The following is a 22,061-nucleotide window of genomic DNA, read 5'->3' on the forward strand; positions in this document are numbered from 1 at the left end:
AGCCCGTCCGGCGTTTGAGGACAGCGCCCGCAGGGCGCTTCGGGGGTGCGGGGGCTCGCCCCCGCAAGAAACGGTGAAAGGGCGGGACCGGGGCAACACCCCCTGGACGGCGACGCCACTCCGCGCTACGACAGAAGCGCGACGCGTCACCGACCCGCCCACGAAAGGGCCCGCATGTCCAAGCGCACCCGCAAGCGCAAGTGGCGTCTCAAGAAGAACCGAGCGAACCACGGCCGCCGCCCGGCCTGAGCAAGGCTCAGCGAGAGGACACCCCGGGCCCGGCGCCCGCCTCCCACGGCGGGCCCGACTCCGGATCCCGCGGCCCGAACGCCGCGGTGAGCAGCAGATGGACAGCCATCGCCGCGATCGGGAAAGCGAGCAGCATCCCCTTCGCCCCCAGCCGCAACGGCGCGTCGAAGACGACCCCCTTGCCGACCGACCGCGCGTGGGCCGCCACGTCCGAGGCCGGGCCCAGCCAGACCCCCAGCCGCCAGGCGAGCACCGACGCCAGCAGGGAGCCCACCGCCAGGGCGGCGACGACGCCGATCCCGCCGGCCCGCCGGAAGAGGAAGACCAGGGCCGCGGCCACCGCGCCGAACCCCAGGCCGAGCAGGGCGAACGTGCCGTCGGCGCCGATCGCCTGCTCGCCCTCCGAGTTCTTGAGGAACACCGCCCGGCCGTCGGAGATCAGCGGTACGTGCGGCGCCAGCCACACCCACAGCAGCCCGAACAGCGCCCCGGAGACCGTCACGGCCGCGGCCACGACGCCGGCGGCGGGCAGTTCGGCGCGCACCGCGTCGAGGAGGGCGGCCCGGCCGCCGCGGCTCTCGTAGGAGGGGCTGTGCGGGGGCCGGTCGTTGGGGGTCAGTGGTGCGGTCACCCCGCCATCGTGCCAGGTCGAGGACGCGCCGTCGGCGGCAGGACGGGCATCGCGGCGCGTCACCGCACCGCCGCCCGGCGGTAGGCCCAGGTGGCGACGGCCAGCGAGACCACGCCGACGGCCGCGCAGACGCCGAGGTCCCCGGCGACCCGCAGCCAGTCGGGGTGCGCGTCGAAGCTGCGGGCGAACGCCTCCACACCGTAGGTGGACGGCAGCAGGTCGCGGGCGAGGGCGATCGGCGCGGGCATGTGGGAGACGGGCAGCACGCCGAGCAGCAGCGCCGCCGACATCCCGAGCTGCCCGAGCAGCGTCGCCAGTTCCTGCCGGGGCGCGAGCAGCCCGAGGGCGGCGCCCAGCCCGGCCAGGGCCGCGCCGGACAACGGAATGACGCCGGCCAGCACCCACAGATGAGCCAGCGGCAGCTTGAACAGCACGCTCCCGATGACGGCGGTGACGGCCGTCCCGGGCACGGTGAACGAGGCGTAGGCGCCCGCCGCGCCCAGCACCACGGCGGCAGGCGGCACGGGCAGCGTCGCGTAGTGGTCGAGCCCGCCGCTCGCGCGCAGTTGCCCGAAGTACTGGGCCAGCAGGTTGAGCGCGACGAACGCGACCACCAGCACGCTGGAGCCGGCCACGACGGCCCGCGCCTCGTCGCCGCCGTCCACGACGCCGCGCATCAGGATCATGATGCCGACGGACTGGAAGGTCGCCACGAACAGCAGCGGGATCCGCGCCACCCGGGCGCGGGAGAGCTGCGCCCGGTAGACGGCCGACAGCGCGGGCAGCAGCCGCGCGCGCGGGGCCAGCGGCGCGGGCTCCCCGCCCACGGGCCGGGAGCGGACCGCACCCCGCTCCCGTACCTTCCCGGACACCGCTTCTGCGGACACAGCACTCACGCGGAACGACTCCTGTTCGGTACGGGCGGTACGGGCGGCATGGGCGGCACGGCGGCGGACGTTCCTCGGGCCCTCGTCACCCCTTCACCAGACCCTCCGCACGGCCGCCCAGCGCGAGGTACACATCCTCCAGGCTGGGCGTGGCGAGCGTGAAATCGTCGAGCGCGGCGAAGGCGGGTCCGCCGGTGACGGCGGCGACGGCCGCCCGGGCCTCGGCGTGGCCGAGCCGCAGCGACCAGCGGCGGCCGGTCTCGGTGGCGATGTCGCGGAGCGCCGCGACCTCGGGGACGTCGAGCGGCGGCGCGTCGCGCCAGACGAGGTCGAGCCGCACCTCGTCCGCGACGAGCTCCTTGAGTCCGGCCGGGGTGTCGCAGGCGATGATGCGCCCGCGCTCCAGCACGGCGACGCGGTCGAGGACGGTCTCGGCCTCGATGACGTTGTGGGTGACGAGCAGGACGGTCGCCCCGCGCTCGGCGCGCCGCCGGTCGACGGCGGCCCAGACGGCGCGCCGGGCGACCGGGTCCATGCCCGTGGTCGGCTCGTCGAGGACCAGCAGCGGGCGGTCGCCGACCAGGGTGGCGGCGAAGCAGGCGAGGCGGCGCTGGCCGCCGGAGAGCTTCTTCAACGGCCGTGCCGCGAGCGGGCCGAGACCGAGCTCGTCGAGGACGGCGTCCCGCTCGGCCCGCGCCGCCCGCAGCCCCAGCCCGCGCAGCCGCCCGGTCGTCTCGGCGGCCAGCGCCACCGTCAGCTCGTCGAGAGCGCTGGACTGCTGCCCGAGGTAGCCGACGAGCCGCGCGGCGCGGTCCGGGTACCGGACGAGGTCGTGCCCCAGCAGCTCGACGCTGCCCCGGTCGGGGCGGAGGAGGCCGGTGAGCTGGCGGACGAGGGTGGTCTTGCCGGCGCCGTTGGGACCGAGCAGCCCGAAGATCTCGCCTCGGTGGACGTCGAGGTCGATGCGGTCGCTGGCGCGGATCTCCTGGTCGGCCGGTCTTCCGCGACGACCGCGAGCGGCGGCGTATGTCTTGACCAGACCGCGCACGGAGCACACCACCGGCTCCCCGGCGTGCCCTGCCGCCTGCTTCACGCCCATCCTCACGAGCTATGAGGGTACGCGTACGGCGGGCGACGGCTGCGACGGGGGTACGGGGGTGTTGCCCCGGTCCCGCCCCTTCACCGTTTCTGCGGGAGGGCCCGCACCCCGGCATCGCGGCTTCGCCGCGAGGTCCTCAAACGCCGGACGGGCTGACAAGTCAGCCCGTCCGGCGTTTGAGGACAACCGCGCGGAGCGCGGTTTCGGGGGTGCGGGGGCGCAGCCCCCGCAAGAAACTGGGGGCACCTCCCAGCGGTAGCTGGGGGAGAAAGGGCGGGACCGGGGCAAACCCCCTAATCCCCCGCAGGCGCATGCTCCGCCGCCGTCCGCGCATCGATCTCGCGCCAGAACCCGGCGCGAATCGCGTACCGGTCCCGCTCATCGATCTGATCGTCCTTGTGCGCCAGCAGCCCGAACCGCGCCGCATACCGCAGCAACTCCCCGTCGATCCGGTGCGGAATCCGCGGATACTCCGTCGACAGATGCTGCAGGTGCACGGAATCGGTGATCCGCTCCGTCCACCGCCGGGCGAACACCTGCCCCACCTCGAAGGGGTCACCACCCACCGTGGTGATGTCCTCCTCCCGGTCGGCCCACCGCTGCTCCGCGCTGGTGAGCTGGGCGAGCGTCGGGAGGGCGGCGATCTCGGGAGGTTCCCCGGAGCCGTTGCCGGGCCCCCGGTCGACCAGCCCCCGGTCGGAGGACCAGCGCAGCGTCGCGTTCGGATGGCCGAGAGCGGGCGTCGCCGGCACGGCCGCGCCGGCGGCGGGTCCCTTGCCGAGGACGGCGAGGTCCTTGGGCGTGGGCACGGTCCGCGTGCCGGAGGCCTCCCCCCGCTCGGAGGCGGCAGCGGCGGCGGGCACCGGCGCGGGACGCACCCCGTTGCGTACGGGCTCCCGCCGCTCGGCGGACGAGGCCGGCGCCCCCACCCGCTCCCCCGCCCCGCCGCTCTCGGGCAGCGGCGCGGAGAGGATCGCCGCGATCTCCGGCTCGGCGGTGGGCGCGGGGGCGCAGGGTCCGGTGAGTTCGCGGGCGCGGACGGCGCGGGTGATCCAGGTGCGGTCGAGGACGCGGCGCTCGTCGGCCTCGGCGACGAGGTCCTCGGACTGGTTGTAGTCGCCGTCGGCGGCCTGGACGGCCCAGAGGTGGACGGCGACGCCGTGTTCCTTGGCGGACATCAGGCCGGGCAGCAGGTCGCCGTCGCCGGTGACCAGGACGATGTCGGAGCAGGCCCGGTTGCGGGCGAGTTCGGTGAGTTCGGCGTGCATGGCCGCGTCGACGCCCTTCTGGGCCCACCGGCCGTCGGTGCGGGTGAGGGCGCCGAGCCGGACGGTGACCCGGGGCATCACGCGCAGCCGGCGGTGCTCGGGCTGGGGCACCCGGTCGGGGGCGCCGTCGAACCAGTAGATGCGCAGCAGGGGGCGTTGGGTGTCGTCCTCGGCGCGTTCGCGCAGGCCCTGGATGAGGGTGGTGTGGTCGACGGTGATGCGGGACCGGGCGGGCTCCCCGGCCAGCAGGCTGGCGGCGGCGCCCAGCAGGTACCCGGCGTCCACCAGGACGACGCAGCGGTCCACGGTGCACCTTCTCTCCGTATGTCCAGCATGTCCGGCATGTCGAGTGATGCGGTCGCCCCCGGCACGGCAGTGCCCCGGTTGTCACATGGCTTTCCCAGGAGTCTGCCCGACCGCACGGGGGTTATCAGTCCGAACTGGATCATCGGCGTGGCGGATACGGGGTGCGGCCGAGAAGTATCCCTGTCACACATGGTTATGGACCGAAATGCGGGTTTCGTCCACGCGTGCCAGGGTGTTGTGCGGAGACACCCGGGGGGCATCCGGAGTGGAGGCGAACAACGGCCATGGCCAAGAACAAGAAGCAGGACCGGAGTCAGCAGAAGGCGACGCAGGCCGAGCGCGGCCAGCAGCAGGCGCAGCAGTCGTCCATCGAGGCACAGTCGACACGGGTGACGCCGGCGGACGTCGCCCACAAGAGCCGGCAGAAGCGCTTCGGCCACAACTGACCGCCGCACGACCGGCGTCTCGACGCACGTGAGGGCGCGCCCGCGGCAAGCGGGCGCGCCCTCCGTCGTGCAAGACCCTCAGCCCGCCAGGCAGGACGGCCCGAGCAGCTGCTTCAGGTCACCGAACAGGGCGGGGTCGGGGTTGACCCGGTGCCGGTCCAGCCGCAGCACGGTCGTCTTGCGCGCGCCCTGGAGCTTGATGCGCACCTCGGTGGAGCCCCGGTGGTGGGTGAGCACCTGGCCGAGCCGCTCGACCAGCGGCGGGGTGACCTTCACCGTCGGGATGGAGATGATCACGGGGGCGTTCGTCCCCGCGTTGGACAGGTCGGGGACCATCAGCTCCATGGCGACCAGCCGCGGGATGTCCTCCCGCTTGTCCAGCCGGCCCTTGACGAAGACGACGGCGTCCTCGACGAGCTGGGTGGAGACCAGCTGGTAGGTGGCGGGGAAGAACATGCAGTCGATGGAGCCGGCCAGGTCCTCGACGGTGGCGATGGCCCAGGCGTTGCCCTGCTTGGTCATCTTCCGCTGGAGGCCGGAGATGATGCCGCCGATGGTGACGATCGCGCCGTCGGAGTAGTCGCCGCCGGTGAGCTGGCTGATCCCGGCGTCGGCCTTGTCGTTGAGGACGTGCTCGATGCCGAAGAGCGGGTGGTCGGAGACGTAGAGGCCCAGCATCTCGCGCTCCTGCGCGAGGAGGTACGACTTCTCCCACTCGACGTCGGAGAACTCCACGTCCAGTCCGAAGCCGGGCTCGCTGCTGTCCTCCTCGCCCATGCCGCCGAAGAGGTCGAACTGCCCCTCGGCCTCCTTCCGCTTGACCTGCACCACGTTGTCGATCATCGGCTCGTAGTGCGCGGTGAGGCCCTTGCGGGTGTGCCCCATCTCGTCGAACGCGCCGGCCTTGATCAGCGATTCGACGGTGCGCTTGTTGCAGACGACCGCCTCGACCTTGTCCAGGAAGTCGGGGAACGAGGTGTACTTCCCCTTGGACTTGCGGCAGCGGATGATCGAGTCGACGACGTTGGCGCCGACGTTCCGGACGGCGGTGAGGCCGAAGAGGATCACGTCGTCACCCTGGGCGGCGAAGTTGGCCTCGGACTCGTTGACGTTCGGCGGGAGCACCTTGATGCCCATGCGGCGGCACTCGTTGAGGTACGTCGCGGACTTGTCCTTGTCGTCCTTGACGGAGGTGAGCAGCGCCGCCATGTACTCGGCCGGGTGGTTGGCCTTGAGGTAGGCGGTCCAGTAGGACACCAGGCCGTACGCGGCGGAGTGCGCCTTGTTGAACGCGTAGCCGGCGAACGGGACCAGCACGTCCCAGAGCGCCTGGATGGCCTCGTCGGAGTAGCCCTTGTCCCGCGCGCCCTTCTGGAAGAGGACGAAGTTCTTCGCCAGCTCCTCGGGCTTCTTCTTGCCCATGACGCGGCGGAGGATGTCGGCCTCGCCGAGCGAGTACCCGGCGATGATCTGGGCGGCCTTCTGGACCTGCTCCTGGTAGACGATCAGGCCGTAGGTGACGGCCAGGACCTCCTGGAGCGGCTCCTCCAGCTCCGGGTGGATCGGGGTGATCTCCTGCTGGCCGTTCTTCCGCAGCGCGTAGTTGGTGTGCGAGTTCATGCCCATCGGGCCCGGCCGGTACAGGGCGGACACGGCGGAGATGTCTTCGAAGTTGTCGGGCTTCATCAGCCGCAGCAGGGACCGCATGGGCCCGCCGTCGAACTGGAAGACGCCGAGGGTGTCACCGCGCTGGAGCAGTTCGAAGGTCGTGGGGTCGTCGAGCGGCAGGCTCAGGAGATCGATGTCGATCCCCTTGTTGGCCTTCACCATCTTGACGGCGTCGTCCATGATCGTGAGGTTGCGCAGGCCGAGGAAGTCCATCTTCAGCAGGCCGAGCGACTCACAGCTCGGGTAGTCCCACTGGGTGATGGTGACGCCGTCGGAGTGCCTGACCCAGACCGGGACGTGGTCGGTGATCGTCTCGCTGGACATGATCACGCCGGCCGCGTGCACACCCATCTGGCGGACCAGGCCCTCGACGCCCATCGCGGTGTCGATGACCTTCTTGACGTCCGGCTCGTTCTCGTACATCGCCCGGACCTCGCCCGCCTCGCTGTAGCGGGGGTGGTTGGGGTCGGTGATGCCGGAGAGCGGGATGCCCTTGCCGAGGACGTCGGCGGGCATGGCCTTGGTGATGCGGTCGCCCATGGCGTACGGGTAGCCGAGGACGCGCGCCGAGTCCTTGATCGCGTTCTTGGCCTTGATGGTGCCGTAGGTGCCGATCATGGCGACCTTGTCGGCGCCGTACTTCTCGGTGACGTACCGGATCACCTCGGAGCGCCGGCGCTCGTCGAAGTCGATGTCGACATCGGGCATCGAGATGCGCTCGGGGTTGAGGAACCGCTCGAAGATCAGGCCGTGCGGGATGGGGTCGAGGTCGGTGATGCCCAGGGCGTAGGCGACGATCGAGCCGGCCGCGGAGCCTCGGCCGGGGCCGACGGCGATGCCCTGCTTCTTGGCCCACATGATGAAGTCGGCGACCACGAGGAAGTAGCCCGGGAAGCCCATCGAGATGATCGTGTCCATCTCGTACTCGACCTGCTTCATGCGGTCCTCGGGGATGCCGCCGGGGAAGCGGCGGTGCATGCCCCGCATGGTCTCCTCACGGAACCAGGTGACCTCGGTGTAGCCCTCGGGGATGTCGAACTTGGGCATGAGGTTCTTGGCCGTGAACATGCCGTCGATGTTGATCTGCTCCGCGACCAGGCGGGTGTTGGCGCAGCCCTCCTGCCAGGCGTCCGAGGAGTCGATGGCGTACATCTCCTCCGTGGACTTCAGGTAGTAGCCGGAGCCGTCGAACCGGAAGCGGTCCGGGTCGGAGAGGTTCTTGCCGGTCTGGATGCAGAGCAGGGCGTCGTGGGCCGCGGCCTCGTGCGCGTAGGTGTAGTGGGAGTCGTTGGTGACCAGCGGGGGGATGCCGAGCTTCTTGCCGATCTCCAGCAGGCCGTCGCGGACCCGGCGCTCGATCTCGATGCCGTGGTCCATCAGCTCCAGGAAGTACCGGCCCTCGCCGAAGATGTCCTTGTAGTCCGAGGCCGCCTTGATGGCCTCGTCGAACTGCCCGAGGCGGAGCCGGGTCTGCACCTCGCCGGACGGACAGCCGGTGGAGGCGATCAGCCCCTCGGACCACTGGGAGATGGTCTCCTTGTCCATCCGGGGCCACTTGGTCAGCCAGCCCTCGGCGTAGGCGTCGGAGGACAGCCGGAAGAGGTTGTGCAGGCCGGTGGCATTCGCCGCCCAGATCGTCTTGTGCGTGTAACCACCCGAACCGGACACGTCGTCCCGCTTCTGGTGCGGCTGGCCCCACTGGATGCGCCGCTTGTTCCGCCGCGACTCGGGCGCGACGTACGCCTCGATGCCGATGATCGGGGTGATCTCGGCCTTCTTCGCCTGGTGGAAGAAGTCGTAGGCGCCGTGCAGGTTGCCGTGGTCGGACATGGCGATGTGCGTCATGCCCATGTCCTTGCAGGCGGCGAACATGTCCTTCAGCCGCGCGGCGCCGTCCAGCAGCGAGTACTGGGTGTGGACGTGCAGGTGCGTGAAGGGCGGCTTGCTCACGGGGGAGGACCTCCGGCGGGGCGGGTGGGGGTGGGCGAGAGTCGGCAGTCTTGAAGGTTACCGGCCCGCCCCGGGCGTCGAGCCGGGCCCGGGAGTCACCCACGCCACGGGCGACACTTCGCACGTACATTCGAGCACCACCCGCATGAATCGCCCTTTAAGCAGCGCTTACCGCAGAACGTGCCAGACTCGCCATATGGACATATCCGCAGCACTGCCGCGGGCCCTGCGGGCGGCCCTGTTCACGGCGCTGTGCGTGCTGCTGTCCACCTCCTCCCACGTCCTGCTGTCCGGCCGGCAGCTGCCCGCGGCCGTCGTGGCCGCGGTCGCGGCGGGCGTCTACGCCGCGGCCTGGGCGCTGTACGGCCGCGAGCGCGGGTACGGGCGCACGGCCGCCCTCCTCGTCCCCCTGGAGCTGGCCGCCTCCACCGTCTTCACCACCGGCCAGCACGCCTGCTACGACCCGGCCGGCCGGCCCCTGCCCGGCGCCCTCACCCTGATCTGCGGCGGAGGCGGGGTGGGCGGCCCGCTGGCCCGGGTCGCCGGCCCCGGCACCGTCCCCTGGCTCGTCCTCGCCGGGCACCTGGCGGCCGGCCTGCTGGCCGCCGCCTGGCTCGCCCGCGGCGAGGCGGCGCTCGGCCGGCTGGTACGCGCCGCCGGCGCCGCCGCCTTCCGCCCGCTGCGCCTGGCCGCGGCCCGCACCACCCCGGCCGCGCGGGTGCCCGCTCCCGCCCGCCCCGCCCCGTACGTCCCCCGCACCGGCGCACGCCCCCTGCTCCTCCACTCCGTCATCCGCCGCGGCCCTCCGGCCCAGGCCGCCCCCGCCTGACCGGAAACCCCCCGCAGCCACACCACGGAGAAGCAGCATCATGAGCAAGCGCAACAACTGGGAGAACAAGCAGTCCGCCCGCGAGCGGCTGCGCGCCGAGCGCGAGCAGCAGGCGAAGAAGGAGCGGACCCGCCGCCAGCTCCTCGTCGGCGGCGCGGTCGTCGGCGTCCTGGCCCTCGCGGCCGGCATCGGCGTGGCCGTGTCGCAGCTCGGCGGCGACGGCAAGGACTCCGCGTGGGAGGCCGCCGCCAAGAAGACCCTCGTCAAGCCGGCCAACACCGCGGGCGACAAGGGCACCGAGATCGTCATCGGCGACAAGAACGCCAAGCACACCCTGGAGATCTACCAGGACATGCGCTGCCCGGTCTGCTCGGTCTTCGAGCAGAACGTCGGCGACACCGTCGACAAGGACGTCAAGGCCGGCACGTTCAAGGTCAGGTACCACATCGGTGCCTTCCTCGACCGCGGCCTGGGCGGCACCGGCGCCAAGAACGCGCTCAGCGCCGTCGGCGCGGCCCTCGACGTCAGCCCCGAGGCGTTCTCCGCCTACAACAAGGCCCTCTACTCCAAGGCCAACCACCCCGTGGAGACCAAGGACGCCTTCGCGAACGACGACACCCTGCTGGAGATCGCCCAGCAGGTCCCCGCCCTGAAGGGCAACGCGAAGTTCGAGAAGAACGTCAAGGACGGCACCTTCGACAAGTGGGCGCTGGAGATGTCCGACGAGTTCGACAGCCACAAGGACGTGACCGGAACGCCGACGATCAAGCTGGACGGTGAGAAGCTGACGGTGGACACCCCCCAGGGCAAGGGCGCTCCGATGACCGCCGAGCAGTTCCGCCAGGCGGTCGACGCACGCCTGAAGTAGCCCGCGCGGCGCGGCTCCCGTCCCCGCCGGAAGATGCCGAATCTTGACACGACAATTACGGAGTGTCGTGGCACACTTCCCGGTTATGGAGGGGACGGGAGTTCGGTTGCGGGCGCTGCGCGCCGCGCTGTTCACCGCGGTGTGCGTCACCCTGTCGTCCGCCTCCCACGTGCTCCTCTCCCGGATGCCGCTCCCGGTGTCCACGGTCGCCGCCCTGTCGGCCGCCTTCTTCGCCCTCGCCTACGCCCTGGCCGGCCGCGAGCGCGGTTACGGGCACATAGCCGCCCTCCTCGTCCCGCTGGAACTGGCCGCCGACACGGTCTTCACCACCGGTCAGCACGCCTGTTACGGCGCGGCGGGCGGCCCGGTCGCGGGCCCGCTGCGCTCCATGGGCATCGACCTGGTCTGCCGCGGCGGCGACGTCGGCACCCCCCTCGCCCACCTCACGGCGGGCCAGGGCCCACCGGCGGACGCGCTGGACTCGGCGGTGCCGTGGCTGTTGCTGGCCCTGCACATCGCCGTCGGCATGCTGGCCGCCGCCTGGCTCCACCGCGGCGAAGTGGCCCTCGCCCGGCTGCTGCGCGCGGTGGCCGCCTTCGCCTTCCGCCCGCTGCTGCTGGCCATCGCGAAGGGCACGGCACCCGCCCCGTCGGGCGTGACGGCACGTCCGTCCCGCGACACCCTGCACGCGCGCGCCCTCCCCCTGCTCGTCCACTCCGTCGTACGTCGGGGACCGCCCCAGGCACGCACCGCCTGAGCCGGACCGTCCCCGACCTTCGTACGTCCCGTGAGAGGACATCATGAGCAACCGCAACAACGCCCAGAACAAGCAGGCCGCGCGCGAGCGGCTGCGCGCCGAGCGCGAGCGCCAGGCCAAGAAGGACAAGACCAGGCGCCAACTCATCGTCGGCGCCGCGGTGGTGGGCGTCCTGGCGATCACGGCCGGTGTGGTCGTCGCGGTCACCAAGATGAACGACGGCACCAGCGACCACTGGAAGGCGGCCTCCGAGAAGACGCTCGTCAAGCCCGCCAACACCACCGGCGAGAACGGCAACGAGATCGTCATCGGCCAGAAGAACGCCAAGGAAACCCTGACCATCTTCGAGGACCCGCGCTGCCCCATGTGCTCGGACTTCGAGCAGTCCGTCGGCTCGACCGTCCGTCAGGACATGAAGGACGGGCGGTTCAAGGTCCGCTACGTCATGGTCAACTTCCTCGACCGCCAGCTCACGGGCGACGGCTCCAAGAACGCCGTCAGCGCCCTGGGCGCCGCCCTGAACGTCAGCACGGACGCCTTCCTCGACTTCAAGGAAGCCCTCTACTCCAAGAAGAACCACCCGAACGAGCGGGACGACGCCTTCGCCGACGACCAGCACCTCATCGACATAGCCCAGCAGGTGCCGGCCCTGAAGGGCAACACCAAGTTCGAGACGAGCGTCAAGGACCACGTCTACGACCGCTGGGCCCTGGAGATGGGCAAGCTCTTCGGCAAGAACGGCGTGAACGGCACCCCGACCCTCCTCCACGGCGACAAGCAGCTGACCGTGGAAGGGCCCAACGGCCCGGTCCCGCCGGCGACCAAGGAGCTGTACGACGGGGTCATGGACAAGGAGTTCGGCCCGCGCAAGAAGTAGCGGCCGGCCCCCGGCCGGGGAGGCGGAGGCCCGCGCGGCCGTCCGCCTCCCCGCCGGACACCGGACGGTTCTCCGACGGCGGCGTGGAATGCGGCGCGAATTCGAGGCGACGGCACGGAGACGGGCGGACGAACTCCTGACAGAGCGTCCGCTCATACGTGCGAACAGCGATAAAGTAAGCGCCCGTGAACCCACGCCCCCCGATATCCCGCCGTGCAGCCGTGACCGGCGTGGCGGCCACCGCCGCGCTGCTGCCCCTCGCCGTCGCCCCGGCCGCCCGCGCGGCCACCGCCGCCACCGCCGCGGCCCGTGCCGAGACGGCGTCGGCCCCCGCCTTCCTGCACGGTGTCGCCTCCGGCGACCCGCTGCCCGACGGCATCCTGCTGTGGACCCGGGTCACCCCGGTTCCGGAGGCCGCCCCCGGGTCCGGTCTCGGCCCGGACGTCCAGGTGAGCTGGCAGGTCGCCGAGGACGCCGGGTTCGGCCGGGTCACCGCCTCCGGCACGGTCACCGCGTCCGCCGCCGGCGACCACACGGTCAAGGCCGACGTGCGCGGACTGCGCCCCGGCACGGACTACTTCTTCCGGTTCACCGTCACCGGCGGCGCCGGCACCGGCGGTTCGGGCGAGGTCCACTCCCCCACCGGCCGGACGCGCACCGCGCCCGCCCCCGACGCCCAGGCGGACGGCCTCCGCTTCGGCGTGGTCTCCTGCGCCAACTGGGAGTCGGGCCACTTCTCCGCCTACCGCCACCTCGCGGCCCGCCGCGACCTGGACGCGGTGCTGCACCTCGGCGACTACCTCTACGAGTACAAGTCGGGCGAGTACCCGGCCGCCAAGTACGTCGTCCGCCCGCACGAGCCCAGACACGAGATCATCACGCTCGCCGACTACCGCACCCGGCACGGCTGTCACAAGACCGACCCCGACCTCCAGGCCCTGCACGCGGCCATGCCGTTCGTCGCCATCTGGGACGACCACGAGTTCGCCGACAACGCCTGGTCCGGCGGCGCCGTCAACCACACACCGGGCACCGAGGGCGCCTGGGCCGACCGCGTCGCGGCGGCGAAGAAGGCGTACTTCGAGTGGATGCCGGTACGTCCCTCCGTCGAGGGCACCACCTACCGCCGGCTCCGCTTCGGCCGCCTCGCCGACCTGCACCTGCTGGACCTGCGCTCGTTCCGCTCGGAGCAGGTCAAGGCGGGCAGCGGCGCGGTCGACGACCCGTCCCGGACCCTCACCGGCCGCGCCCAGCTCGACTGGCTGAAGGACGGCCTGGCCGCCTCCGACACCACCTGGCGGCTCGTCGGCAACCCGGTGATGATGTCCCCGCTGGCCTTCGGCGCCATGCCCGCCCACCTCCTCAAGCCGCTCGCCAAGCTGCTCGGCCTGCCCGAGGAGGGCATCGCCGCCAACACCGACCAGTGGGACGGCTACACCCACGACCGCCGCGAACTCCTCGGCCACCTCACCGGCCGCGGCATCGGCAACACCGTCTTCCTCACCGGCGACATCCACATGGCGTGGGCCAACGACGTCCCGGAGACGGCCGCGACGTACCCGGTCTCCCGCTCGGTCGCCACCGAGTTCGTCGTCACCTCGGTCACCGCCGACAACCTCGACGACACCCTCCACGTCCTCCCCCACACGGTCTCGCTCCCGGCCGTCGCCGCCATCCAGGCCGCCAACCGGCACGTGAAGTGGGTCGACATGGACTCCCACGGCTACGGCGTCCTCGACATCACCGCCGAGCGCGCGCAGATGGACTACTACGTCCTCTCCGACAAGCGGGACCCGAAGGCGACGTCGTCGTGGGAGCGCTCGTACCGCACGCTGTCCGGGAGCCAGCGGGTGGAGCGGGTGAAGGCGCCGGTGCGCTGAGCGCTGACGCGGGTGGGGTGCCCCGGTCCCTCCCCTTCGCCGCTTCCTGGGGCTGTGCCCCAGCCCCCCCTTCGCGGCTTCGCCGCTCGTCCTCAAACTCCCCCAGAGGGGGCACCCCCAACGGGCTGAAATAGCCCGTCCGGCGTTTGAGGACAGCGCCCGCAGGGCGCTTCGGGGGTGCGGGGGCGCAGCCCCCGCAAGAAACGGTGAAAGGGCGGGACCGGGGCCCCTACAGTTCCGCGAGGAACGCGAGCGCCACCCGCCAAGCCGCCTCCGACGCCTCCGCGTCGAAATCGTCCAGCTCCGGATCCGTGAACAAGTGCCCGGCCCCGTGGTACCGATGCACCTCAACCTCCGCCCCCGCCCGCCCCATCCGCAGATACCAGGCGTTCAGCCAGTCATGCGGCTCGAACGGATCCGGATCCGCCACATGCAGCTGCACCGGCAGCTCGTCCACCGCCGCGTCCTCCGCCAGATCGGACGTCCCGTGGAACAGCAACAGCCCCCGGGCCTTCTCGTCCCCCAGAGCCAGGTTCTGCGCGATCGACCCGCCCAGTGAGAACCCGGCGTAGACGAGCCCCCGCTCGGACAGCGGCGCCGCCGCCGTGATCGCCCGCCGCAGCAGCTCCTCCCGCCCGATCTCGTCCTTGATGGCCATGCCGTCCTCGACGGTGTCCGCCGTCCGCCCGTCGTAGAGGTCGGGTACGTGCACCTCGTACCCCGCGCCGCGCAGCCGCTCGGCGGCCGCGTGTACGGCCGGTCGCAGACCGTAGGCCGAATGGAACAAGACGATCGTGGTAGGAGACGGCACCGGAGTCACTTCCTTGCAGGGCTGGATCGCGTGGCCTCCATCGTGCCAGCTACGGTCGAAAGGAGGAGCGCGTGCCCGGCAGGAGCCGGAAGGAGCTGGTGCTCATGGAGGACGTGCTGCGGCCTCTCGCGGTCCTCGGCGCCGCCCTGGTCATCACGGTCGTGGTGGGCTGGGCCGCCGACAAAACGGTTCGCCGGATCGCCGAACGGCATCCGGAAGCCCCCTTGTGGCGCCTGCTGCGCCGCTGCCGGATGCCCCTGCGGCTGGTGCTGTGCACGGCCCTGCTGCGCGGCGGCTACGAGTCGGCCGAGCTGTCCGACAAGCACGAGGCCCTGCTGACCAGGCTGCTCACCCTGGTGCTCATCGGAGCCTGCGCCTGGCTCGCGACGCGGGTGGCGACGGCCGTCGTGGAGTCGGCGTACGCGCGCTACGCCGCCGGCAGCCGCGATCCGGCCCGGATGCGCCGGGTCCGCACCCAGGTGACGCTGATCCGCCGCATCGTCACGGCGGCCGTCTGCGTCGTCGCGGTGGCGGCGATGCTGCTGACCTTCCCCGGCATGCGGACGGTCGGCACGTCCGTGCTGGCCTCCGCCGGTCTGATCGGCATCGTGGCCGGTGTCGCGGCCCAGTCCACGCTCGGCAACCTGTTCGCGGGCCTGCAGATAGCGTTCGGCGACATGGTGCGCATCGGCGACACCGTGGTGGTGAACGGCGAGTGGGGCACGGTCGAGGAGATAACGCTCACCTATCTGGTGGTCACCACCTGGGACGAGCGCCGCATCACCATGCCGGTCTCGTACTTCACCAGCCGCCCCTTCGAGAACTGGTCCCGCGGCAACCCCCGGATGACCGGCACGGTCTTCTTCCACCTGGACCACTCCGCCCCCATCGACCTCATGCGGGACCGGCTGCACGAGGTGGTCAAGGGCAGCCGGCAGTGGGACGGCCGGGCCTGGAGCCTCGTCGTCACGGACACCACCCCCACCACCATCCAGGTGCGGGCCCTGGTGACCGCCAAGGACGCCGACGACATCTGGACGCTGCGCTGCCTGGTCCGCGAGCAGCTGATCGAGTGGCTGCGCCGGAAGCACCCGTACGCGCTGCCGCGCCTCAGCACCGCGCCCGCGCCGGGCCCGGCCGAGACACCGGACCGCCGGCAGACACCGCCCACGTCGGGCGACATCGGCCCGGGCCCGGGCCCGGTCTGAACCGGCCGCACGGCGTGAACGGACCACCCGGCCCAAACGCGCCGCCCGGCCCAAGCGGACCACCCGGCCGTAGCCGACCGCACGCGCGGAAACGCTCACATCCCCCGCAACGACCGCATGTCCAACTGCCGCAGCACCCGGTCCACCACCTCCGGATCCATCCACGGCTCGCTCCGCGCGTCGAGCACCGCGTGCCGCGCCGCCGAGAGGAGCTCGCCCTGGATGCGCTGGATCGTGTGCAGCCGCTGCACCCGCTGCGTATGCGCCTCCCGCCGCTCCTCGTCGACCATCTCGGGGCTGATGCGGGCGCCGACGTCGTAGGCGCGCCGGTGGAGCATCTCCCGCAGGTCCTCGGAGAGCTCCTCCTCCTGCTCGATCTCCAGCAGCCGGTGCCGGGCCGCCTTGGCGGCGCGAACGGCCAGCTGGCGCTCCAGCTCGCGGGTCCAGTCGGTGTCCGCGCGCACGCCGAGCAGCTCGACGAGCCAGGGCAGCGTCAGCCCCTGGACGACGAGGGTGCCGATGATGACGGCGAAGGCGATGAAGAGGATCTCGTCCCGGGCCGGGAAGGCCGATTTGTCGGCCGTGGTCAGCGGGATGGCCAGGGCGAGCGCCGCGGAGGCCACGCCGCGCATCCCGGACCACCACATCACGAGGGTCTCCCGCCAGCTGGTGAGGATCTCCTCGTCGACGTCCCGGCCCTTGTGCAGCCGCTTGGCCAGCCAGGCGGCGGGCAGCAGCCACGCCAGCCGTACGACGACCACGACGGCGAGGACGACGCCCCCGATGCCGAGCATCTCGCCCCAGCGGCCGGAGGCGGTTTCGACGGCGTTGTGCAGTTCGAGGCCGACGAGGCCGAAGGCGACGCCGGTGACGAGGGTGTCGACGACCTCCCAGAAGGTGTGCCCGGCCAGCCGCCCCAGGACGTCGTCCGCGTCGCTCGCGAACTCCGCGAGGAAGAGCGCGGTGGTCAGCACCGCGAGCACCCCGGAGCCCTTGAGCTCCTCCGCGAGGACGTAGGAGACGAACGGCACGAGCAGCGTGAGCCCGATCTGGAGGGTCGCGTCGCCGAGGACGTCCATCAGCCGCTTGGCCCCCCAGCCGAGCAGCAGACCGACGCCGAGCGCCACCACGGCGGAGAACACCAGCTCGCCGACGGCCTTCGGCACCGAGAAGCTGCCGCTGACGGCCGCGGCGACGGCCACGTGGTAGAGCACGATGGCGGTCACGTCGTTGAAGAGCCCCTCGCCCTCCAGGATCGACACCAGGCGGCGCGGCAGCCCTATCGAACCGGCGACGGCCGTGGCGGCGACGGGGTCGGGCGGGGCGACGAGCGCGCCCAGGGCCACGGCCGCGGCGAGCGAGATCCCCGGCACGATCGCGTGGGCCACGGCCGCGACCGCCGAGGTGGTGACGAAGACCAGCGCGACGGCCAGCAGGAAGATCGGTCGCTTGTTGGCCGCGAACTGCCGCCAGGAGGTGCGCTGCGCGGACGCGTAGAGCAGGGGCGGCAGGACCAGCGGGAGGATGAACTCCGGCGGGACGTCGATGTTCGGTACGAACGGCAGCAGGGCCAGGACGATGCCGCCCAGCGTCATCAGCACCGGGGAGGGCAGGCCGAGCCGGTCGCCCAGCGGCACCGTGACGAGCGCCCCGAGCAGCAGCACGAACAGCAGGGCCAGCTGGTCCACGTGTGCCCTCCGGGGCGCATGGGGGAACAGTCGTTCACCCCAGCGTGCCATGAAGCGGCTCGTCAGGCGGCCCCGGGGGCCCCTGCGGCCACCCGCCCCGAAGGGGGCGGACGGGTCAGAGCGCCTTGCTCATCGCCCGGTGCGGTATCCCGCTGCCCTCGTCGAACTCCGGCCCGTACGCCGCGTAGCCCAGCCGCTCGTAGAAGCCCAGCGCGTGCGTCTGCGCCTCCAGGTAGACGCGGGCCAGGCCCAGCCGCCGGGCCTCCTCCTCGACGGCCCGGACCAGGGCGGCGCCCAGCCCGGTGCCCCGCGCGGCCCGGCCCACGGCCAGCCGGCCGAGCACGGCCGTCAGGTCGTCCGCCACGCCCGCGTGGGCGTACTTCCGGCGGGCGGGCTCGCCGTGCAGGAAGCGGACGGTGCCGACAGGCCCGGACGGGCCGGTGGCCAGCAGGTGGACGGCGTGGACGTCATAGGCGTCCAGCTCCTCCGCCTCGGGGATGTTCTGCTCCCCCACGAACACCTCACGGCGCACCGCGAAGCAGTCCTCCAGCTCTCCCGGCCCGGCGACGACCCGTACCTGGGCGGGGATCCCGCTCACGCGCTCTCGGCGCGCACGATCTCCAGGGCGCGCCGCAGGTCCTCGGGGTACTCGCTGGCGAACTCCACCCAGCGGCCGTCCGACGGGTGCTCGAAGCCGAGCCGGACGGCGTGCAGCCACTGGCGGGTGAGCTTCAGCCGCTTGGCGAGCGTCGGGTCGGCGCCGTACGTCAGGTCGCCGACGCAGGGGTGCCGGTGGGCGGCCATGTGCACCCGGATCTGGTGGGTGCGGCCGGTCTCCAGCTTCACGTCGAGGAGGCTGGCGGCGCGGAACGCCTCGATGAGGTCGTAGTGGGTCACCGAGGGCTTGCCCTCGGCGGTCACGGCCCACTTGTAGTCGTGGTTGGGGTGCCGGCCGATGGGCGCGTCGATGGTGCCGCTCATCGGGTCCGGGTGGCCCTGGACGAGCGTGTGGTAGCGCTTGTCGACCGTGCGCTCGCGGAACTGCTGCTTGAGCAGGGTGTAGGCGCGCTCGGACTTGGCGACGACCATCAGCCCCGAGGTGCCGACGTCCAGCCGGTGCACGATGCCCTGGCGCTCGGCCGCGCCCGAGGTGGAGATCCGGTAGCCGGCGGCGGCCAGGCCGCCGATGACGGTGGGACCGGTCCAGCCGGGGCTGGGGTGCGCGGCGACGCCGACCGGCTTGACGATGACGACGATGTCCTCGTCGTCGTGGACGATCTCCATGCCCTCGACGGGCTCCGCGACGATCTGCACCGGCGCGGGCGGCGCGGGCATCTCGACCTCCAGCCAGGCGCCGCCGCTGACGCGGTCGGACTTCCCGGCCTCGGCCCCGTCCACCTGGACCTTGCCCGCGGCGGCGAGCTCGGCCGCCTTGGTACGAGAGAACCCGAACATGCGTGCGATGGCGGCGTCGACGCGCTCGCCCTCCAGGCCGTCGGGTACGGGCAGGGCGCGGATCTCGGGAATCGTGCTCACCCGTCGAGTATGCCGGACGGGTGACCCACCGCCGTACGACAGCCCGGGCCGGGGCTGCCGGATCCGGGGTCAGTCCTGATGGACGGTCCCGTCCGGATCCAGCCCCCGGAAGGACAGGATCACGATCAGGAAACCGCCGCAGACGATCGCCGAGTCGGCGAAGTTGAAGACCGCGAAGTGGGCGGGGGCGATGAAGTCCACCACCCCGCCCTCGAACCCGCCGGGCGAACGGAACAGCCGGTCCGTGAGATTGCCCAGCGCGCCGCCCAGCAGCAGGCCCAGCGCGATCGCCCAGGGCAGGCTGTACAGCTTCCGGGCGATCCGGGCGATCACCAGGATCACCGCGGAGGCGATGATCGTGAAGACGATGGTCATCGTCTCGCCCAGGCTGAACGCGGCCCCGCGGTTGCGGATCACGTCCAGCTGCAGCCAGGTGCCGAACACCTCGATCGGGTCGTGGTGCTCCAGCTTCGCCACCACGAGCATCTTGCTGGACAGGTCGAGGAGGTAGGCGAAGGCGGCGACCGAGAACAGCGCCACGAGCCGGCGCCTGCCCCGTGCCGCGCCGTCGCCGCCCGTCGTCCCCCCGGTCACGTCGGTGCCCTCCGGCGTACCGGTGGGCCGTCCGGCCTGCTCCGCCTCTGTCACGTGAGTCCTTCGCTTCCGCGCGTCACCCACCACCGGCCATGGCGGTGCCGCGCACCGCTGTGTCTGATGGGCTCCGGGTGCACTGCCCGGATGAGGACGAGGGTACGGCACACCACCCGCGCCGGGTCAGCGACGTTCCTGGCGCTGCTTGCACTCGACACACAGCGTGGCCCGGGGAAACGCCTGCATCCTGGCCTTGCCGATCGGCCTCCCGCAGCTCTCGCAGAGGCCGTACGTACCGGCGTCCAGCCGGACGAGCGCCCGCTCGGTCTGGTCGAGCATCTCGCGGGCGTTGGCGGCGAGGGCGAGCTCGTGCTCACGGGCGATGTTCTTGGTCCCGGTATCGGCCTGGTCGTCCCCCGCCCCGTCCCCGGAGTCCCGCATCAGCCCGCTGACCGCCTCCTCCGCCGACCGGATCTCGCCCCGCAGCCGCGCCACCTCGCCCTCCAGCACGGTCCGCGCCTCGTCCACCTCCCCCGGCGACCAGGGCTCCTCTCCCGGCCGCACGGCCAGCTCGCCGGGCCCCGCGGCCCCGTCCGCCCGCGCTCCCGGCACCTTCGCCGCGTCCGGCACCTCGCCCACGGTCTTCTTCGCAGCCACGGTTCCGACTCCCGTCTCCTCGCTGGTCCCCGCCGGCGCGTCCCCCGCGACGACGATCCCCTCTCCCACGGCCCCCGCCTTCACCGGAGCGGCCTTCCGCGCCACGGCCGACCCGGAAAGCCTCGTCCGGTGCGGCGAGGCGACACTCTTCGCGGGCGCGGGCGCACCGGCCGCCGTCTCCTCGGCCTCTGCCCCGGCAGGGGCCGCCTCGACCCCCGACGCCTCCGCGGCCGAGACCCCCGCCTTCTTGGCGGAGCGCACGCCCCTCTCCGCCGACGCCTTCGCGGCCGAGGACGCGGTCTTCCCGGCGGAGGGCACGGCCTTCCCGCCCGCCGCAGTGGCGGACTCCGCGTGCTTCACCGACGCCTTCCCGGCCGAAGGAACGGCCTTCGTCCCCGCGACCCGCTTGGCCGGGGCCGCCACCGCTTCCCCGGGCGCCGTTCCCACAGCCGCCGGCTTACCCGCGGCCGATGTGCCGGCCGCCGCCTTCTCCGGCGAGGGCGCCGCCTTCTTGGCCGATGCCCTCTTCTCCCCGGCCTTCTTGGCCGGCGCCGCCGTGGAAGCGGCCCTTTTCCCCGACGCCTTCTCCGAAAGGTCGCCCGCGCCGGCCCCCGCCTTCGCCGCCTTCTCAGCGGCGGACCCGGCCGCGGTCGCCTTCCCGCCGGTCCGCTTCGCGACCGTCTTCGTAGCCGCCGACTTCCCCACCGCCTTCTTTTCCGCCTCTCCAGCGGCCGGCTTCGCGCCGGCCTTCTTCGTGGCGGTGTTCTCCGCCGACTTCTTCACGGCGGTTTCCGCCGACTTCTTCGCGCCGGACTTCCTCGCGGCCGTCTCCGCAGCCGCAGTCTTGCCGGACGCCGCCCTGCCGGCCACCGCCTCGTCGGCCGATCTCTTCCCAGCGGCCTTCTTCGCCACCGACTTCGCGGCAGCGGGCTCCTTCGCAGCGGCGGCCTTCTTCGCCGACGCCTTCCCCTTCGCGGACACGCTCCCGTTCGCGGGCGCCTTCCCGGCAGCCGTCTTCGCCGCCGCCTTTCCGGCGGTCTTCTTCGCGGGCGCAACCGCCGCCTTCCCCGCCGCTCCCCGCGCGGCCGCCTGCTCGGGCCCCGGGGCGCCCCGCCCCGCGGCCTTCGACGCCACTGCCTCAGCCACCGATTTCCCGGCCGCCGCCTTCTTGGCCGAGGTCCCCTTCGCCGACGCCCTCTTGCCCGAGGCCGTCTTCCCCGAAGCCGTCCCCGCCCCCGCTTCCGACACCTTCTCCGGCCCCGCCGGAGCCTTCTTGGCGGCCTTCACCCCGGCCGCTCCCGCCGTCACAGCGCCCCCCGGCGCCGGCCCCGAAGGGCCCGGCCCACCGAGCCCACCCGGCCGGCAGGCCCCCGCGCCGCGGTCCCTGTCGAGGACTTCTCCGCCATGACCGCGACCCCTTCACATTTTATGATCTTGCGCGCGAATCGTGCGGGAACGATAAATCGGCTCGGAGCACGCGGCAACGGGGCACGCCGGTGCCGACCCGTGTGCCCCGCGCCCGGCCCTGTAACCCGCGGGGCGCGTCCCGCCCGGCCCCGGACGGAATATCCGGTCGGTCCGGCCCGCCCGCGCCCCGTACACTGGGCGCAGCGAAAGGCGTGGATGGGACGAGTAGCGCCGCACGCAGCCATCAGCGATCCGGGGACGGTGTGAGCCCGGAGGCGTGCGCGGTGTGAAGATCACCCCGGAGCCGCCGGAGGAAAGCCAGGGGTGTCACCACACACCCTCGGTGAGTAGAACCGGCATCGCGACCCCAATGAGGGGGCCACGGGCACACGCCCGCGGCCAAGGAGGGTGGTACCGCGGGAGTACGGACAACGGCTCTCGTCCCTCC

Annotated in this window: 19 protein-coding genes; 8 read left to right on the forward strand and 11 right to left on the reverse strand. The window is 72.3% G+C overall.

Features of this window, described 5'->3' with window-relative positions:
• Window positions 1-256: 256 nt before the first annotated feature.
• The 4 genes from ACH4PU_RS24460 to ACH4PU_RS24475 all read right to left on the reverse strand — a co-directional run bounded on the left by ACH4PU_RS24460 (window position 257) and on the right by ACH4PU_RS24475 (window position 4,440).
• The gene (locus tag ACH4PU_RS24460; protein ID WP_398275841.1) at window positions 257-880 is read right to left on the reverse strand and encodes an ABC transporter permease; all 624 of its coding nucleotides are present in this window, start codon (window positions 878-880) and stop codon (window positions 257-259) included.
• Between the two features lie 59 nt (window positions 881-939).
• A complete protein-coding gene (locus ACH4PU_RS24465; protein WP_398275844.1) occupies window positions 940-1,776 on the reverse strand; it encodes an ABC transporter permease in 837 nt (278 codons plus the stop codon).
• A gap of 76 nt (window positions 1,777-1,852) precedes the next feature.
• On the reverse strand, window positions 1,853-2,824 hold the full coding sequence (locus ACH4PU_RS24470) for an ABC transporter ATP-binding protein (RefSeq protein WP_398276284.1): 972 nt from the start codon (window positions 2,822-2,824) through the stop codon (window positions 1,853-1,855).
• A 335-nt stretch (window positions 2,825-3,159) separates the two neighbouring features.
• Complete coding sequence (locus tag ACH4PU_RS24475; protein WP_398275847.1) at window positions 3,160-4,440, reverse strand: NYN domain-containing protein; 1,281 nt, start codon at window positions 4,438-4,440, stop codon at window positions 3,160-3,162.
• A gap of 284 nt (window positions 4,441-4,724) precedes the next feature.
• Here ACH4PU_RS24475 and ACH4PU_RS24480 point away from each other — a divergent pair, with 284 nt between their 5' ends.
• Complete coding sequence (locus tag ACH4PU_RS24480) at window positions 4,725-4,886, forward strand: hypothetical protein (RefSeq protein WP_185943629.1); 162 nt, start codon at window positions 4,725-4,727, stop codon at window positions 4,884-4,886.
• 78 nt (window positions 4,887-4,964) lie between these two features.
• Here ACH4PU_RS24480 and dnaE read toward each other — a convergent pair whose 3' ends face one another.
• Window positions 4,965-8,504 (reverse strand): DNA polymerase III subunit alpha, encoded by a 3,540-nt coding sequence (gene dnaE, locus ACH4PU_RS24485; RefSeq protein WP_398275850.1) that lies wholly within the window; start codon window positions 8,502-8,504, stop codon window positions 4,965-4,967.
• Between the two features lie 196 nt (window positions 8,505-8,700).
• Between dnaE and ACH4PU_RS24490 the strand changes: the two genes are divergently transcribed.
• From ACH4PU_RS24490 to ACH4PU_RS24510, 5 genes are all read left to right on the forward strand, one after another.
• The gene (locus ACH4PU_RS24490; protein WP_398275853.1) at window positions 8,701-9,333 is read left to right on the forward strand and encodes a hypothetical protein; all 633 of its coding nucleotides are present in this window, start codon (window positions 8,701-8,703) and stop codon (window positions 9,331-9,333) included.
• 40 nt (window positions 9,334-9,373) lie between these two features.
• A complete protein-coding gene (locus ACH4PU_RS24495) occupies window positions 9,374-10,201 on the forward strand; it encodes a thioredoxin domain-containing protein (protein ID WP_398275856.1) in 828 nt (275 codons plus the stop codon).
• An 85-nt stretch (window positions 10,202-10,286) separates the two neighbouring features.
• Window positions 10,287-10,958, forward strand: a complete 672-nt coding sequence (locus ACH4PU_RS24500; protein WP_398276287.1) for a hypothetical protein — start codon at window positions 10,287-10,289, stop codon at window positions 10,956-10,958.
• Window positions 10,959-11,001: 43 nt separating this feature from the next.
• On the forward strand, window positions 11,002-11,835 hold the full coding sequence (locus ACH4PU_RS24505) for a thioredoxin domain-containing protein (RefSeq protein ID WP_398275858.1): 834 nt from the start codon (window positions 11,002-11,004) through the stop codon (window positions 11,833-11,835).
• A gap of 185 nt (window positions 11,836-12,020) precedes the next feature.
• Window positions 12,021-13,715 carry an alkaline phosphatase D family protein gene (locus ACH4PU_RS24510; protein ID WP_398275861.1) on the forward strand — a complete coding sequence of 565 codons (1,695 nt, stop codon included), beginning with the start codon at window positions 12,021-12,023 and terminating at the stop codon, window positions 13,713-13,715.
• A 229-nt stretch (window positions 13,716-13,944) separates the two neighbouring features.
• On the opposite strand, the gene ACH4PU_RS24515 is transcribed toward ACH4PU_RS24510, so the two are convergent.
• Window positions 13,945-14,526: a dienelactone hydrolase family protein gene (locus ACH4PU_RS24515; protein ID WP_398275864.1), complete on the reverse strand. Its 582-nt coding sequence runs from the start codon at window positions 14,524-14,526 to the stop codon at window positions 13,945-13,947.
• Between the two features lie 104 nt (window positions 14,527-14,630).
• Between ACH4PU_RS24515 and ACH4PU_RS24520 the strand changes: the two genes are divergently transcribed.
• The gene (locus ACH4PU_RS24520; RefSeq protein WP_398276290.1) at window positions 14,631-15,734 is read left to right on the forward strand and encodes a mechanosensitive ion channel family protein; all 1,104 of its coding nucleotides are present in this window, start codon (window positions 14,631-14,633) and stop codon (window positions 15,732-15,734) included.
• Between the two features lie 95 nt (window positions 15,735-15,829).
• Here the strand turns inward: ACH4PU_RS24520 and ACH4PU_RS24525 are convergent, their stop codons facing one another.
• The 5 genes from ACH4PU_RS24525 to ACH4PU_RS24545 form a co-directional block, all read right to left on the reverse strand.
• Complete coding sequence (locus tag ACH4PU_RS24525) at window positions 15,830-17,422, reverse strand: Na+/H+ antiporter (protein WP_398275867.1); 1,593 nt, start codon at window positions 17,420-17,422, stop codon at window positions 15,830-15,832.
• A 115-nt stretch (window positions 17,423-17,537) separates the two neighbouring features.
• A complete protein-coding gene (locus tag ACH4PU_RS24530) occupies window positions 17,538-18,020 on the reverse strand; it encodes a GNAT family N-acetyltransferase (RefSeq protein ID WP_398275870.1) in 483 nt (160 codons plus the stop codon).
• Entirely contained in the window at window positions 18,017-18,958 is a 942-nt protein-coding gene (locus ACH4PU_RS24535) for an RluA family pseudouridine synthase (protein WP_398275873.1), read from the reverse strand. The genes ACH4PU_RS24530 and ACH4PU_RS24535 overlap by 4 nt, the downstream gene beginning before the upstream one ends.
• A gap of 69 nt (window positions 18,959-19,027) precedes the next feature.
• Complete coding sequence (gene lspA / locus ACH4PU_RS24540) at window positions 19,028-19,606, reverse strand: signal peptidase II (protein ID WP_185943617.1); 579 nt, start codon at window positions 19,604-19,606, stop codon at window positions 19,028-19,030.
• Window positions 19,607-19,732: 126 nt separating this feature from the next.
• Window positions 19,733-20,467: a TraR/DksA family transcriptional regulator gene (locus ACH4PU_RS24545; protein ID WP_398275876.1), complete on the reverse strand. Its 735-nt coding sequence runs from the start codon at window positions 20,465-20,467 to the stop codon at window positions 19,733-19,735.
• Between ACH4PU_RS24545 and ACH4PU_RS24550 the strand changes: the two genes are divergently transcribed.
• Complete coding sequence (locus ACH4PU_RS24550) at window positions 20,454-21,614, forward strand: hypothetical protein (RefSeq protein ID WP_398275879.1); 1,161 nt, start codon at window positions 20,454-20,456, stop codon at window positions 21,612-21,614. The genes ACH4PU_RS24545 and ACH4PU_RS24550 overlap by 14 nt on opposite strands.
• Window positions 21,615-22,061: the final 447 nt, after the last annotated feature.

It is taken from the genome of Streptomyces sp. NPDC021100, from assembly GCF_044333095.1.
GTDB lineage: Bacteria > Actinomycetota > Actinomycetes > Streptomycetales > Streptomycetaceae > Streptomyces.

Bases quoted from the DNA above. Each gene is read 5' to 3' on its own strand.
- ACH4PU_RS24490 (WP_398275853.1), top strand. From the start codon at position 8,701: ATGGACATATCCGCAGCACTGCCGCGGGCCCTGCGGGCGGCCCTGTTC.
- ACH4PU_RS24505 (WP_398275858.1), top strand. From the start codon at position 11,002: ATGAGCAACCGCAACAACGCCCAGAACAAGCAGGCCGCGCGCGAGCGG.
- ACH4PU_RS24500 (WP_398276287.1), top strand. From the start codon at position 10,287: ATGGAGGGGACGGGAGTTCGGTTGCGGGCGCTGCGCGCCGCGCTGTTC.
- ACH4PU_RS24480 (WP_185943629.1), top strand. From the start codon at position 4,725: ATGGCCAAGAACAAGAAGCAGGACCGGAGTCAGCAGAAGGCGACGCAG.
- ACH4PU_RS24495 (WP_398275856.1), top strand. From the start codon at position 9,374: ATGAGCAAGCGCAACAACTGGGAGAACAAGCAGTCCGCCCGCGAGCGG.
- ACH4PU_RS24520 (WP_398276290.1), top strand. From the start codon at position 14,631: ATGGAGGACGTGCTGCGGCCTCTCGCGGTCCTCGGCGCCGCCCTGGTC.